General features: G+C 62.7%; 10 protein-coding genes. 7 read left to right on the top strand and 3 right to left on the bottom strand.

All coding sequences use genetic code 11. The features are described from left to right. Positions 1-52: 52 nt before the first annotated feature. On the bottom strand, positions 53-1,093 hold the full coding sequence (locus E0D86_RS03060; RefSeq protein WP_131648489.1) for a quinone-dependent dihydroorotate dehydrogenase: 1,041 nt from the start codon (positions 1,091-1,093) through the stop codon (positions 53-55). 110 nt (positions 1,094-1,203) lie between these two features. Next, entirely contained in the window at positions 1,204-1,425 is a 222-nt protein-coding gene (locus tag E0D86_RS03055) for a DUF2835 domain-containing protein (protein WP_131648488.1), read from the bottom strand. A gap of 167 nt (positions 1,426-1,592) precedes the next feature. On the opposite strand from E0D86_RS03055, the gene E0D86_RS03050 reads away from it, so the two are divergent. Further along, positions 1,593-2,498 carry a DUF6685 family protein gene (locus E0D86_RS03050; protein ID WP_131648962.1) on the top strand — a complete coding sequence of 302 codons (906 nt, stop codon included), beginning with the start codon at positions 1,593-1,595 and terminating at the stop codon, positions 2,496-2,498. A 169-nt stretch (positions 2,499-2,667) separates the two neighbouring features. Here E0D86_RS03050 and E0D86_RS03045 read toward each other — a convergent pair whose 3' ends face one another. Beyond that, a complete protein-coding gene (locus E0D86_RS03045) occupies positions 2,668-7,518 on the bottom strand; it encodes an NAD-glutamate dehydrogenase (RefSeq protein ID WP_131648487.1) in 4,851 nt (1,616 codons plus the stop codon). 280 nt (positions 7,519-7,798) lie between these two features. On the opposite strand from E0D86_RS03045, the gene E0D86_RS03040 reads away from it, so the two are divergent. Genes E0D86_RS03040 through E0D86_RS03015 form a run of 6 tightly spaced genes read left to right on the top strand, consistent with a single transcriptional unit; the run spans position 7,799 to position 14,563 of the window. Continuing rightward, positions 7,799-8,758, top strand: coding sequence for a MoxR family ATPase (locus tag E0D86_RS03040; RefSeq protein WP_131648486.1), 960 nt, complete (start codon positions 7,799-7,801; stop codon positions 8,756-8,758). After that, positions 8,758-9,726, top strand: a complete 969-nt coding sequence (locus tag E0D86_RS03035; RefSeq protein ID WP_131648485.1) for a DUF58 domain-containing protein — start codon at positions 8,758-8,760, stop codon at positions 9,724-9,726. The genes E0D86_RS03040 and E0D86_RS03035 overlap by 1 nt, the downstream gene beginning before the upstream one ends. After that, positions 9,723-10,217, top strand: a complete 495-nt coding sequence (locus tag E0D86_RS03030; RefSeq protein WP_131648484.1) for a DUF4381 domain-containing protein — start codon at positions 9,723-9,725, stop codon at positions 10,215-10,217. The genes E0D86_RS03035 and E0D86_RS03030 overlap by 4 nt, the downstream gene beginning before the upstream one ends. After that, the gene (locus tag E0D86_RS03025) at positions 10,210-11,226 is read left to right on the top strand and encodes a VWA domain-containing protein (RefSeq protein ID WP_131648483.1); all 1,017 of its coding nucleotides are present in this window, start codon (positions 10,210-10,212) and stop codon (positions 11,224-11,226) included. The genes E0D86_RS03030 and E0D86_RS03025 overlap by 8 nt, the downstream gene beginning before the upstream one ends. Further along, entirely contained in the window at positions 11,223-12,947 is a 1,725-nt protein-coding gene (locus tag E0D86_RS03020; RefSeq protein ID WP_131648482.1) for a VWA domain-containing protein, read from the top strand. The genes E0D86_RS03025 and E0D86_RS03020 overlap by 4 nt, the downstream gene beginning before the upstream one ends. Continuing rightward, on the top strand, positions 12,944-14,563 hold the full coding sequence (locus tag E0D86_RS03015) for a BatD family protein (RefSeq protein WP_131648481.1): 1,620 nt from the start codon (positions 12,944-12,946) through the stop codon (positions 14,561-14,563). Before E0D86_RS03020 ends, E0D86_RS03015 begins: the two co-directional genes overlap by 4 nt. Positions 14,564-14,701: the final 138 nt, after the last annotated feature.

The following is a 14,701-nucleotide window of genomic DNA, read 5'->3' as shown; positions in this document are numbered from 1 at the left end:
GCGGCGGGCTTGAAGCCCGGGGCTCCCTCAGGGAGCCCCACCGGGCAACCAATCAGCGATTCACTTCCTTTCTTGATTGCAACGCAGCGATGGCATCCACCGCCTCGCGTATCAATGCCGGCCCCTTGTAGATGAAGCCCGAATACAGCTGAACGAGGCTCGCTCCAGCTTCGATCTTTTCCGCCGCGTGCCGGCCTTCCGTGATCCCGCCGACCGCAATGATCGGTAGACGACCAGCCAGGGTTTCAGCCAACACCTTGACGGTATGGGTGCTTTTCTCGCGCACCGGAGCCCCCGAAAGCCCACCGGCTTCGTCGGCATGGGCAAGCCCCGCGACGCCTTCACGGCTCAGCGTGGTGTTGGTCGCGATGATCGCGTCCATCCCAGCCTGAAAAACCGCTTCGGCCACCAGCACGGTTTCTTCGTCGCTCATGTCCGGCGCGATCTTGATGGCCAGCGGCACACGCTTGCCATGCAGTATTTCCAAGTCTTCGCGGCGTTGGCGAAGCGCGTCGAGCAGTTGTTTGAGCGAATCACCGAACTGCAGACTGCGCAGTCCCGGCGTGTTGGGGGAACTGACGTTGACGGTGACATAGCTTGCCTGGTGATAAACCTTGTCCAGGCACAGCAGGTAGTCGTCCTGGGCACGCTCGACCGGCGTATCGAAATTCTTGCCAATGTTGATACCCAAAATGCCTTTGAATCGCGCTGCATCGACCCGGTCCAGCAGCGCATCGACCCCATGGTTGTTGAACCCCATGCGATTGATGATGGCTTCGGCCTCAGGCAGGCGGAAGATACGCGGCTTCGGGTTGCCCGGCTGCGGCCTCGGCGTCACGGTACCCACTTCGACGAAGCCGAATCCCAGCTGGGACATTCCGCAGATCGCTTCGCCATTTTTATCCAGTCCGGCCGCCAGCCCCACCGGATTGGAAAAATCCAGGCCCATCACGCGCACCGGCAACGCGGCCGGCGTCTTGTTCAATAGCGCGTTGAGCCCCAGACGACCGCCTGCACCGATAAGATCGAGCGATAATTCATGGGACGTCTCGGGGGTGAACTTGAACAACAGCTGGCGAGCCAGGTTATACATACGCAGCCTAGATCCTGGAAAGTGTGGCGCGGGAGTATAGCAGGCAGGAGGATTCGTCAGCGGGGCGAAACGCAGTTCGACCACCCGCATCGCCCTTATTCGAGCGAGAGTTAATCGAGGCGGCGCAAGCGAATCAGCTGGCCCTCTGGAGCAAATTCCATCTCGAATGAACCAAACACGCCCGCACTTGTCAGAAAGGGTCGCAGATGATGGGCCGGTAAGCTGACATTTCTTCCTTCCCGGCTCTTGATCAGGATGCGATTGGCGCGCCCCTGGTAGACCGCCAACAGTTTTTCGGCGGGCAGCGCGATATCCAGCACGAGGCTTGGCATGGAGGCTCCTCATTGATCAGCTCAGCGATTTTGCCATATTGGCGCCCTGCGGAAGATACATCGCCGGTACCCGAATATCTCATCTTCGAGCAAAAGCTCGGCAAACACGGTGCACGGCCTCGCCCGCTCTGCCACACTTCGACCGTTGCCCCATGCGTTCATCCACAATGATGAGCTTGCCAGAGCCGATGCCACCCGTGACTTCCCGAATCTCCAGATTTGCCCAGCGCCTTGGGCTGACCGGCAAATCGCCGCGCCAGATTCTTGAGCACGCCAGCCAGATCCGATTGCCGTTCGCCCCGCTCTGCGAACCGGCACCGAGCATCTTCTGGAACGACGGACCGTGCCTGCAGCGATTCGTCGTTCTCCCGAGAAGCGCCCTGTCCGGCCCGATACAGGAAGACAAGGCCCGAGCTCGCGCGGCTCTGATGCGACTCGTGCGTCAGGAGCAGAGCAGCCATCGGGCAATCGACCTGCGGCAGATCGACGGGCTCGGTGGCCAAAGCGCCGACGGAATGACCTATCCGACGTTCGAAGCCCTGGCTGCCACACCAGCTTGCCGTCAACTCCGCGTGATCAGCTACAAGGATTTCGTTCGGACCATCACCACCGCCCTGCCCGATTTTCTAGCTCGGGCTCCGATCGAGCTTCGTCAGGCCAGTTGGCTGGGCGAGCGCATTTATTGGACGGGCGAGCACCATGCCGAAGCCTTCGCCTGCGCCATCGCCTATGCGCGACTGCGTGGTCTGGAAGTGAGCCTGCCTTGCGAGCTGACCGACTACCGGCTCGACGCGGGCGGGCTGCATGCACTGGATAACGAATATCACGCCGTCACCATGCCAGCGCAGGCCTGGAATGATCGTGAATTCATGGGGCTATTGCTGGAAGCGAAGATCCCATACGCCCGCTTGACGCTCCTGCGCAACGCCAACAACACCGAATTACTCCTGCTGGACAAGCGACGGCCGGCCGCCAATGCGCTCGGCGAAGGACTGAAGCTGGCCGGAGCGCCAGACATGGTGCGTTATCTGCACCACCTGCCACAGATAACCCGTTTCCGCCTCGGCAACTAACCCGTACAAAGCGGACTAAACGTCGCCCTTATAATCACGGCGGCCATTCCATGGACGGGCCGCTGCGTAACCTCGAGGCCAATTGCACAACGCGAAACGCCGGTGCACACGACATGCACCGGCGTTTTAACGAGCGCCAGCTACCGGGCAGTCCGGCAGCTGACCGTTACTACGGTTGCGTGCTGTTCAGCGCCAGGTCCTGCAACTCGCGACCGGCGACGGCGTACATTGCGTAGTCGACACTGCTGGCGCCCTGCAACTCGACCAGCATCCGCCGCCAGCGCTGGACCTGATACTCACGCTGCGCCAGCCAGAGTTGAACCCGCGCATCCAGCTCTTCCGGTGCGTCACTCATCTGCAGCACCGACACCGTGATCGCACGCTGCTGAGCATCGAGATCATCGCGGAAACTTTCCCGCGCCAGCGCCTGCCAGTTGTTCTCGACCGGAAGCGCGGTGATTTGCTGCAGATACCAGGGCAACTCCAGGGCGCCGCCGACGGCAAAATAGGCCGCGGCGACGTCAGCCGGTGGCTGGCCGGTCTTGTCGGCGGCTTCGAGGATTGGCAACAAGGTGTACAGGTGGTTGGTGCCAGCTACCATCCGCGCCAGCAACTCGGGGACGCCTGCCTCGGTGTAACGCTCGTAACGGCCCTGCCACAACTCACGCGTACCGCCTTGCAGCAGCGCGTCGAGCTTCAGGCCGAGCGCCGCCACACGTGGTCCGAAATGAGCGATGTCACGCGCCGCGTCCAGTTCGTTGCGACGGTTGCGCAGGAACCAGCGAGTCGCACGGCGGCCCAGTCGCATGAGCTCATTCATCAGATTGAGCTGCAGCTCGGCCGGCACCTTGTAATCCAGCGCTTCGATCTGGCGGAACCAGTGCGGCAGATGAAAGATGTCCCGCACGATCACGTAGGCGCCAGCGACGTTCGCGGCGCTCAGGCCGGTGGCCTCTCGGAGGCGCTGCACGAAGGTGATGCCCATGTTGTTGATCAGGTCGTTGGCGATCTGCGTGCTGACGATCTCGCGCTTGAGGCGGTGCTGCAGCATCGGCTGACGATAACGCTCGCTCAGCAGCTGCGGGAATGCGCTCTCCATCTCCCGCGCCAGATAGGCATCGTCCGGCACGCGTGACTGCAGCAGCGCCTCCTTCAGATCGATCTTGCTGTACGAAATGAGCACCGACAGCTCGGCACGCGTCAGGCCCTTGCCCTGGCTTGCGCGCTCAGCCAACGCCTCGTCACTCGGCAGGAACTCCAGCGCGCGATCCAGCAACCCATCGGCTTCAAGGCCGCTGATCAACCGCTTGTACTCACCGCCGCCTTCACGGGCGCGGTGCTGCGCCTGCGACAGCGCCTGGGTCTGCTTGTAGTTGTCATGCAACACCAGCTCGGCCACCGCATCGGTCATCTCGAACAGCAACTGGTCACGCTGCTTGCCGGTCATGTCGCCAGCGCTGACGATCTCGTTGAGCAGGATCTTGATGTTAACTTCATGGTCGGAGCAGTTGACCCCTCCGGCGTTATCGATGAAGTCGGTGTTCGAGGCACCACCGTGCAGGCCGTATTCGACCCGGCCCAATTGCGTGACACCCAAATTGCCGCCCTCTCCAATCACCTTGGCCCGCACTTCGTTGCCGTTGACGCGCAAGACGTCGTTGGCCTTGTCGCCGACGTCGGCGTGGCTCTCCATGCTGCTTTTGATGTAGGTACCGATGCCACCGTTCCAGAGCAAATCCACCGGTGCCTTGAGCAGCGCATGAATCAGTTCGGCGGGTGTGAGTTCATCCGCTGCGATATCGAAGCGCGCCTTCATCTGCGGGGTGATCGCGATGCGCTTGGCCGAACGCGAAAAGATGCCGCCACCCGCCGAAATCAGCGAGGCGTCGTAATCGGTCCAGGAGGAACGCGGCAGGTCGAACAAACGCTTGCGCTCGATGAAGCTGCGCGCGGCATCCGGATCGGGATCGATGAAGATGTGCAGATGGTTGAACGCTGCGACCATCTGCAGGGTTTCGGACATCAGCAAGCCGTTGCCGAAAACATCACCGGCCATGTCGCCGATGCCGATCACGCTGACCGGGTCGCGCTGAACGTCGATGCCGCGTTCGCGGAAATGTCGCTGCACCGACACCCAGGCGCCCCTGGCGGTGATCCCCATTTTCTTGTGGTCGTAACCCGCCGAGCCGCCGGAGGCAAAGGCATCGCCCAGCCAGAAATCGTATTCGGCGGCGATGCCGTTGGCGATGTCGGAGAAGGTCGCGGTGCCCTTGTCGGCCGCTACCACCAGGTAGGGATCGTCTTCGTCATAACGCAACACGTTGACCGGCGGGACGACGTTTCCGTCCTTGAGGTTGTCGGTTATATCCAGCAAGCCACTGATGAAAATCCGATAGCAGGCGATCCCTTCGGCCAACACTTCGTCGCGCGAGCCGCTTGTCGGCAGCCGGCGCGGAACGAAGCCGCCCTTGGCACCGCCCGGCACGATGATCGCGTTCTTCACCTGCTGCGCCTTCACCAGCCCCAACACCTCGGTGCGGTAATCCTCTTCACGATCCGACCAGCGCAGCCCACCACGCGCCACCTTGCCACCTCGCAGATGAACGCCTTCGACCCGGGGCGAATAGACGAATATCTCGAATTTCGGTGCCGGCCGCGGCATCTCCGGAATCGAGCGGGGATCGAGCTTGAAGCTGAAATAGCTTTTCAATTTCCCGCTGGCATCGGTCTGGTAGAAGTTGGTCCGCAGCGTCGCCTTGATCAGCGCCAGGTAGCGCCGCAGGATGCGGTCTTCGTTCAGTACCGCGACATCATCCAGAGCAGTGACGATGGCCTGCTCCAGGCGTGCCTGCTTGTCAGCCAGATCTTCTTCGCCGAGCTTGCGCGCCAGGTAGAAACGCGTCTTGAACAGGCGTACCAGTTCGCGGGCGATATCGGTGTGGTTGAGCAGTGCGCTGGCGATGTATCCCAGATCGAAGCCCATGCGGATCTGCTTGAGATAGCGTCCATAGGCGCGCAGCAGCGCCACTTCACGCCAGGTCAGGCCGGCGGTCAGCACCAGTCGGTTGAAGGCATCGTTTTCCGCTTGGCCGTTGTGTATGGCAATGAAGGCATCCTGCAGCGGCTCGTTGATCTCCATCAGGTCGATTTCCAGACCTTCGGCGTAGGTAAAGGCGAAATCGTGAATCCAGTATTCGCGCCCGTTTTTGTGCCGCAGATGGAAGGGAAACTCGCCGAGCACCCGCAGGCCGAGATTTTCCAGGATGGGCAGCATGTCCGACAAAGGCAGAGGCGTGTCGAGGTGGTACAGCTTGCAGTGCAGGCGATTCTCAGCGGCGGTGATCGGCTGGTAAAAGCTCATTACCAGCGGCCGTTCTTCGCTCAGGCTCAGCACATGCTGCATGTCCACCGCAGCCGAATGCGGCGCAAAGCGTTCACGGTAGCCAGCCGGAAAACCCTTGGCAAAATCGGCGAGGATGCCGGTGCCCTGCCCCTCTCCGAAGCGCTCGATTACCACGCTGGAATAATCGTCCTGCCAGGTGCGACAGGCCTGTACGACTTCCCGCTCCAGTTGCGCCGCGTCGAACTGCACCTGCTTGCTCGGATCCAAACGCAGCAGGAACTGCACGCGAATCAGCACGGATTCGGAGAAGTACGTGGAGAACTCGCAGCCGCTGGCTTCTAGCCGATCCATCAGCACCTGCTGGATGCGCAACCGCGTTTCGGTCGAATAGCTGTCACGCGGGACGTAGGCCAGGCAGTAGCAGAAACGGCCATAAGGGTCGGTGCGCAGGAACAGCCGCAGCTTGTTCCGCTCCTGGATCTGCACGATGGCGATCGCGGTGTCGAACAGCTGGTCGAGCGTCATCTGGAACAGCTCATCGCGCGGCAGCACTTCGAGCACCTGGATCAGCTCCTTGGCCAGATGCGCCGAATCGTCGAAGTGAGAGCGCTCAACCACCTGCGCGACCTTGCTGCGGATATAGGGAATCCGCCGCACGCTCTGGGTGTAGACCGAGGAGGTGAACAGCCCGAGGAAACGACATTCCTTGACTACCCGCCCCTGCTCGTCGAACTCGCGGATGGAAACGAAATCGGGATAGGCCGGGCGATGCACTCGGCTCGGCGTCGCAGCCTTGGCGAACGACAGCAGCAGCGGCTCGCGTAAATAGGCCAGGGCCGGCGACATGATCAGCTGATCGCTTTCCTCCAACCCGATGCGCAGCGTGCGTGACAAACCCAACAGTGACGACTCGTCATACACGATGCGTCCGCCTTCGCCCTGGTCCACCACGGTGAATTCTTCATAGCCGAGAAAGGTGAAGTGGTCATCGGCGAGCCAGCGCATGAAATCCATGATCTCCGCCAGTTGCCCGTCGCCGACGTGCTGCGGCAATGCGCTCAGTCGGGCGTAATGTTCCTCGGCCTTGGCCTTCATGGGCGGAAAGTCGTTCACGGTAATACGCACGTCGGCGAGCACCGCATGCAGCGACTGTTCCAGTTCGCGCAAGGCAGCGGCGCTGGCGCAGCGGTCTATCTCGACGAAAATCAACGACTCGGCCTTGCTGTCCTCGGCAGAGCGCCCTTTAGGCAGCAGCTCGATCAGACTGCCATCGGCGTTCCGGCGAACCTGCAGCACGCTGTTCTGCAGCGTATGAATCGCATAACCACGGCGGGTCAGCTCCATCCGTACCGAGTCCACCAGGAACGGCATATCCGGATGCAGCACCTCGACCACACTATGGGTCGACTGCCAACCGTGCTTCTCGTAGTCAGGATTGAAGACATGAACCTCTGGACTGGCCGGATCGAAACGCTCCAACAGACGCCAACTGGCAAGTGTCGAACCGACGAGATCGGTCATGCGTCGCTGGGTGAGTTCGGGCAGGGCGACAATTCCGAAGAACTGCTCGGCGAAAAGTCCTACTTGTGGCAGGAGTCTCTCGTCGACATGCTGCGCCAGGGCCACTTGCAGTTGTTGCTGAAAGTCGGCTTTGCTGGCAGCGGTAAAGAACGCCATTGGTTCGCTCCATTCTGGCTTGAGATTCAGTTAAGGCAGTCGCGGCACCAGACTGGCAACGCAACGTTCAAGTTCAACGGTAGTTCAGCAGACAAGGATTGCATCAATATCAGCCTGCCCGATCTGGCGAGCCATGGCTCTGCCAGGCAGTCTCCAATGCGTTGGTACCTCCTGAGGCGACGAAGTTGCCGAGCCGCGCATAGCTCGCTCCCCGGCAAATGAATTAAAGTCGCGACGTCGAGCGCCCCCGCCCCGACATTCCCAGCAGAAGAGCTCAGCGATGGTCCACCGTGAAGCAATAGTCGCCTTGCGACAGTTCCTTTCAACCCAGATCCTCGGCCAGGAACGGCTGATCGAGCGGTTGCTGATCGCTTTGCTGGCCGACGGGCATCTGCTCGTCGAAGGCGCTCCGGGCCTGGCCAAGACCCGCGCGATCAAGGAGCTGGCCGGTGGCCTGGAGGCCGAATTCCATCGCATTCAGTTCACCCCGGACCTGCTTCCGGCCGACATCACCGGCACGGAAATCTACCGCCCGGAAACCGGCAGCTTCGTTTTTCAGCAAGGCCCGATCTTTCACAATCTGGTGCTGGCCGACGAAATCAATCGCGCCCCGGCAAAGGTCCAGTCGGCGCTGCTCGAAGCCATGGCCGAGCGCCAAGTCAGCGTTGGCCGCAGCACCTACGACCTGTCACCGCTGTTTCTAGTAATGGCCACGCAGAACCCCATCGAGCAGGAGGGCACGTACCCACTGCCGGAAGCGCAGCTCGACCGCTTTCTGATGCACGTGAAGCTGGGCTTTCCCGATGCCTCGGTGGAGCGCCGCATCCTTCAGCAGGCTCGTGGCGAGGCCATTAACGGCGAAACTCCTCCGGAACACCGCGTCTCGCAGCAAGCCATCTTCGCTGCGCGCAAGGAAATCCTCGGCCTGTACATGGCCGATGCGGTGGAGGAATACCTGGTGCAGCTGGTCATGGCGACCCGCACGCCCGCCAAATTCGATGCCGAGCTGGCCGGCTGGATCGCTTATGGCGCCAGCCCGCGCGGCTCGATCTCGCTGGACCGCTGCGCCCGCGCCCACGCTTGGCTGGCGGGCCGCGATTTCGTCAGTCCGGAAGACATCCAGGCCATGCTGTTCGATGTGCTGCGCCACCGGCTGATCCTCTCGTTCGAAGCGGAAGCCGCCGGCATCGATCAGGATCGAGTGCTGCAACGCATCCTCGACGTGGTCGCGGTGGCCTGATGCAACCCTCGCCATCGCCTGGCAGCGACGCGACGCCCTTCCAGGGCGCGGGCATTCGCGTGAGCCTGGCCGAGTTGATCGACATGCGTCACCGCGTCAGGGAAGTCCCGCTGTTCTCCAGCCCGCATCGACGCAGCTCGCTGGTCGGCCTGCATCACTCCAAGCTCCGCGGGCGCGGCGTGGATTTCGACCAGGTGCGCATCTATCAGGCGGGCGACGATGTGCGCACCATCGACTGGCGGGTAACGGCTCGCACCCAGGAGCCCCATACCAAGCTGTTCCACGAGGAGCGCGAACGGCCCATTTACATCCTTGTGGAACAGAGCCCCCGGTTGTTCTTCGGCAGCGGTCTGGCCTTCAAATCGGTACTCGCCGCCCAGGCTGCCAGCCTGGTCGGCTGGGCCGCGCTGAGTCACAACGACCGCGTCGGCGGCTTGGTTTTTGGCTGTGGCGAGCAGCACGAGGTAAAGCCTCGGCGCAGCAAGCAGAGCCTGCTGCAGCTGCTCGATCGTCTGGCCCGCGCCAACGTCAACCTGAATACCGACCAGAATTGCGATGCCGACGCGTTCGGCATGGCACTCAGGCGCGCCCGCGAAGTGCTGCGTCCCGGCAGCCTGGCGGTGATCGTCTGCGATGAGCGCACCCTGAGCGATGCCGCCGAACAACAGCTGACCTTGCTGGCCCGCCATGTCGACCTGTTGCTGATTCCGGTGTTCGATCCGCTCGACCATGCCCTGCCCGCTGCCGGTCTGCTGCGCTTCGCCCAGTCCGGCGCACGGCTGGAGCTGGACAGCCACGACGCCGCCATACGCCAGGCCTACCGGAGCCAGGGCGAAGCTCGCACCGCTCGGTGGCGCCGCCTGGCAGATCGCCTGCGATTGCCGTTGATGCCGCTCGACGCCCAGCGCGAGTTGATCGAACAGCTGCGTGAAAACCTCAGCGTGCAGCATCCAGGGGCGCCCCGATGAGTTCGCTCGATCAACTCGAGCCCCTTATGGCTCCTGCTCCGATAAGCGCCTGGCCGCCCGCGCCCGGCTGGTGGTTTCTCGCCGCATTGCTGCTCAGCCTCGTTCTGCTCGTACGCCTACGCCCCTGGCAGCGTTGGAAGCGAGACGACACGAACGAAGCCGAGCCGCCACTCGAACCTCAACGACAGATCGCCCTCGACGAACTTGCACAGCTGAACAAACCCTACGGAGGCCAGCCGGCCAACCAATGGCTGCAGCAGCTCAACGCGCTACTCAAGCGCCTCTGCCGAACCCGTTATCCGGACGCCCACCCGCATACGCTCAGCGGGCGTGCCTGGCTGGCGTTTCTCGACAATCGCTGCCCGGCGGCTGGCCTGACGCGCTGGATGGTGCTGGTCGAAGGCGTCTATCGCGCCGAGTGCCGACTGGACGACAAGGCCATCCAGGGACTGGAGCAGGCTGTGCAGATCTGGATTCGCAAACATGTTTGATCTGGCATGGCCGTGGGTCTTCCTGCTGCTGCCGCTGCCCTGGGTGCTGCGTTGGCTGTTGCCCGCCGCCGACAGTGGCGATGCGGCCTTGAAGGTCAGCTTTCTCGACGATCTGGAGGCACTGGCCGGTCGCCGCGCCATGGTCACGCTGCCGGCGTGGCGCCAGCAACTTCCGTATCTGCTGGTCTGGTTGCTGCTGCTGTTCGCCGCTGCCAGGCCGCAATGGCTCGGCGAGCCGTTACCGCTACCCACCAGTGGCCGCGACCTGCTATTGGCGGTGGATGTTTCCGGATCGATGGACTACCCCGACATGCAATGGCAGGGCGAGGAAATCAGCCGACTCGAACTGGTCAAGCACCTGCTCGGCGACTTCATCATCGAGCGGCGCGGCGACCGCGTCGGGCTGATTCTGTTCGGCAGCCAGGCCTATTTGCAGGCTCCGCTGACCTTCGACCGGCAAACCGTGCGCACCTGGCTCGACGAGGCGGCCATCGGCATCGCTGGCGGCAACACGGCGATTGGCGATGCCATCGGGCTGGCGGTCAAACGGCTGCGTGAGCGTCCAGCGGAAAGCCGAGTACTGGTACTGATTACTGACGGCGCCAACAACGGCGGCGAGATCGAGCCGCTACTGGCCGCTCGCCTGGCTGCAGCGCAAGGCATCAAGGTGCATACCATTGGCATCGGCGCCGACGCGGAAAGCGGCGGCGTGCTGCAGCATTTCGGCTTCAATGTCGGCGCCGAACTGGACGAACCGACGCTGCGGGCAATCGCTGAACAAACCGGTGGCGAATACTTTCGCGCACGTTCGAGCAGTGAATTGGCAGCCGTCGGCGCGGCACTCGATCAGCTCGAACCCGCCGCGCAACAACCAACCCAGGCACGCGTCGCCGATGCGCTCTATGTCTGGCCATTGTCCGCCGCTTTGCTGATCAGCCTGCTGCTGGTGGCCAACAGTCTCTGGCATTCCTCACTGCAACGCCTGTTCTGGCGTGGAGAACGGCCGTGATGGAGTTTTTGCCGCAGCTGCTTCGACCCTTCTGGTTACTGATCCTGCCGTTGCCGATCTGGCTGCTGTGGCGGCTCTGGCATCGCCAGCGGCAGATCGGCCGCTGGCAACGCCTGTTGCCCGAAGCATTCCATGCCGCCTTGCTGACCCGCGGCAGGCTGCGCAACAGCCGACGCCCCTGGCTGGTGCTCGGCGCGGCCTGGCTGCTTGCCTGTCTGGCGCTGCTCGGACCGAGTTGGCAGCAGGTCGAGCAGCCGAGCCTGTCGCGTGCCGATCCGCTGGTGGTGCTGCTCGACACCACGCCTGCCATGCTCGCCGCCGACGTTCGGCCCACCCGTCTAGAACAAGCCAAACACGAGATCCTCGATCTGTTGCAGACCCGCCAGGATGCACAGACCGCAGTGGTGGCGTTCGCCGGCAGCGCCCACACGCTGGTGCCGCTGACCAACGATATCGCCACGACCCAGAATCTGCTGGATGCCCTCCAGCCCGAGCTGATGCCTGAGGCGGGTCACCGAGCGGATCTGGCCGTTGCCCATGGCCTCGACTTGCTCGTTCAGGGTGGCCATGAACGTGGCCGGTTGTTGCTGATCGGTAGCCAGCTGGATGAACGGGAGCGCTCCGCGATCGCCACGCTATTGGAGGACAGTTCCGTACAACTGCTGATACTGGGCATCGGCACCGAGCAAGGCGCGCCGATCGCCCGTGAAGACGGCAGTTTTATGAAGGATGACAACGGCGCCATTCTGATTCCAAGGCTCGATGACAATGGTTTACGCCGCTTCGCCAGCGAAATCGGCGGGCGCTATCAGCAGGCGCGGCTCGATGAAAGCGACTTGCATGCGCTGGGATTACTGGCGCGCACCGGCGAGATCGTGACCCGAGACGACACCACTCGCCTCAGCGCCTGGCTTGATCAAGGGCATTGGCTGCTGCTGCCGTTGCTGTTGCTGGCCGCCTGTGCCGGTCGCCGCGGCTGGTTGTTCTGCCTGCCGCTGATCGTCTTCATGCCGCAACCGGCCAGCGCATCGGGCATGCAAGATCTGTGGTCGCGCCCAGATCAGCAAGGCATGCGCCTGCTCGAATCGGAACGTCCCGCCGAAGCCGCAGAGCGCTTCGAAAACCCGCAATGGCGAGGCTACGCTCTTTACCAGGCCGACGACTTTGCCGGTGCCGCCGAGCAGTTCGGTAAGGGCGATACTGCCGCGGACCATTACAACCGGGGTAACGCACTGGCGCGCAACGACGAGCTGGAAGCGGCGATCGAAGCCTATGATCAAGCATTGGCGCTCGACCCGGCGCTGGAACACGCCAACCGCAACAAGTCCACCGTCGAAGAAATCCTGCGCCAGCGCCAGCAACAGGCGCAGCAGGAGAAAGCCCCTGACGACCAGCATGTCCAGGATGCGTCGCCCGATGCCGAGCAAAAGCCTTCGACCAGCGGCTCGGCGGCCAGTCGACCCGAAGCAACCGAGCCGGTCGACGCCGATGAAGCCAGCGATGACGGCGAAAACGCAAACACCACACCCGCCGCGACGCCGGAACCGATAGAGCAGAGCGAGACGGATGAGTTACTTGCTCAGTCCCAGGACGGCTCGCTCGATCCCGAGCAGGATCAGGCGATGGACCAATGGCTGCGCAAAATTCCCGACAACCCCGGCGAGTTGCTGCGCCGCAAATTCCTCTACGAACAACGCAAGCGCCAGGAAACGATTAGATGACGCGGCTGATGACACTGGTGTTTTTGCTCCTGCTCGGCTGCCAGGCGAGCGCCGCTGCGCTGGTCGCTCGGGTCGATCGCACCCAGCTGAGCCTGGATGAAACCGTCGAGTTGACGCTTGAGACGGGGGATATCACGGCCTTCGGCAGACCGAACCTGCAGCCACTCGATGGCCTGTTCAAAGTCTTCGACAGCCGCCAGGTCAACCAGCTGTCCGGTGCCAATGGCGAGGCACGCACCATCACGCAGTGGCTGATCACACTTCAGCCGCTACAGACCGGCTACGTGGTGATTCCGCCATTGCAGCTGGGCGACTGGCGCAGCGAACCCATCACGCTGCATGTCAGCGAGCCCGGGAACGAAGGCAGCGAAACGCTGGCGCCAATATTCATCGACTCCAGCCTCGACCAGGACAGCGTCTACGTCCAGGCGCAGGTGGTGCTGACCCTGCGCATCTACCATTCCGTGTCGCTCTACGACGACAGCACGCTGTCGCCCTTGCAGATGAGCGATGCGCTGGTTGAGCGGCTTGGCGAGCCGCGCACTTACGAAAAAGACATCAACGGTATTCGTCACGGCGTCATCGAGATTCGCTATGCGCTGTTCCCGCAGAAAAGCGGCACGTTGAGCATTCCCGCGCAGCTGTTCAGTGCGACCACCGTGGCGTCGAACGGTGCCTTTTACGGCTCTCGCTTCGGCAAGTCCACCCAGGTCAAATCTCCTGAGATTCCTCTGGAGGTCAAAGCCAAGCCGGCCGAATATCCCGCCGATGCGCCCTGGCTTCCGGCGACAAATCTGACCCTGGTCGAAGCCTGGAGTCCGCAACCGCAGGACGCACAGCTGGGCGAGGCCCTGACGCGCAGCCTGATGCTGAAGGCCGAAGGCCTGTCCAGCACCCAGTTACCACCGCTCGAATCGCCGCCGGTGGCTGGACTTCGGCGTTATCCCGACCAGCCAAGCCTGAACGACGAGGTCACCGACAAGGGCGTCAGCGGCAGCCGTGAGCAGCGCGAGGCGCTCGTTGCGACAGGCGCCGGAGAATATGTACTGCCAAGCGTAGAGCTGGTCTGGTGGAACACCGTCGAAGATCGCCTGGAGCGCAGCACCTTGCCCGAGCGGGCACTTCAGGTATCAGAAAACCCCGAGTTTCAACAAGCACCGATCGAGCATCCAGACACGCCGCAGGCACACACCGAAACACGACTGTGGCCGTGGCAGCTGAGCAGCGCAGTGCTGGCCCTGACCACCCTGCTCGGCTTCGGCCTGTGGCTGCGGGCACGCAGCCAGCCGGCGGTGATTCGCACGGTACAGAGCGGTCCGACACCGCGCAGCCTGCTCGACGACCTCAAGCGCGCCTGTCTGGCCAACGACACCCAGGCGACCCGCCACGCGCTCGACGCCTGGGCACGTCAGCAACCCGAGACGCTGGCGGACATGGCTGCACGCTTCGTTCCGCTGTCCGATGCACTGGATGGCTTGAACGGCGCGCTCTACAGCGAGACCGGCCAGCGCTGGCAAGGCGAGGCGCTATGGCAGGCCATCCAGAATCTGCCGACTGCTCAACCGACCATCACCGAGGCGGAAGCCGGCGCCTTGCCACCGCTGTATCCACGCTAAAGCTCGCAGAGCAGCAGTTAACGTGTGACCCGCCGCTTGAACCGCGAGCGGGCAGGTCGTCATTCCCTTTGGCATGTGGCTTGCTTCGTCAGGCACATGATCTCTCAGCGCATTAGCCGCCTCCGGCGGCGATCCGCG

This window comes from Pseudomonas sp. IC_126 (assembly GCF_004331835.1).
In the GTDB taxonomy this organism is placed as follows: Bacteria; Pseudomonadota; Gammaproteobacteria; order Pseudomonadales; family Pseudomonadaceae; genus Stutzerimonas.
The sequence above is the reverse complement of the archived record's forward strand: the minus strand, read 5'-3'. Positions and strand labels throughout refer to the sequence as shown.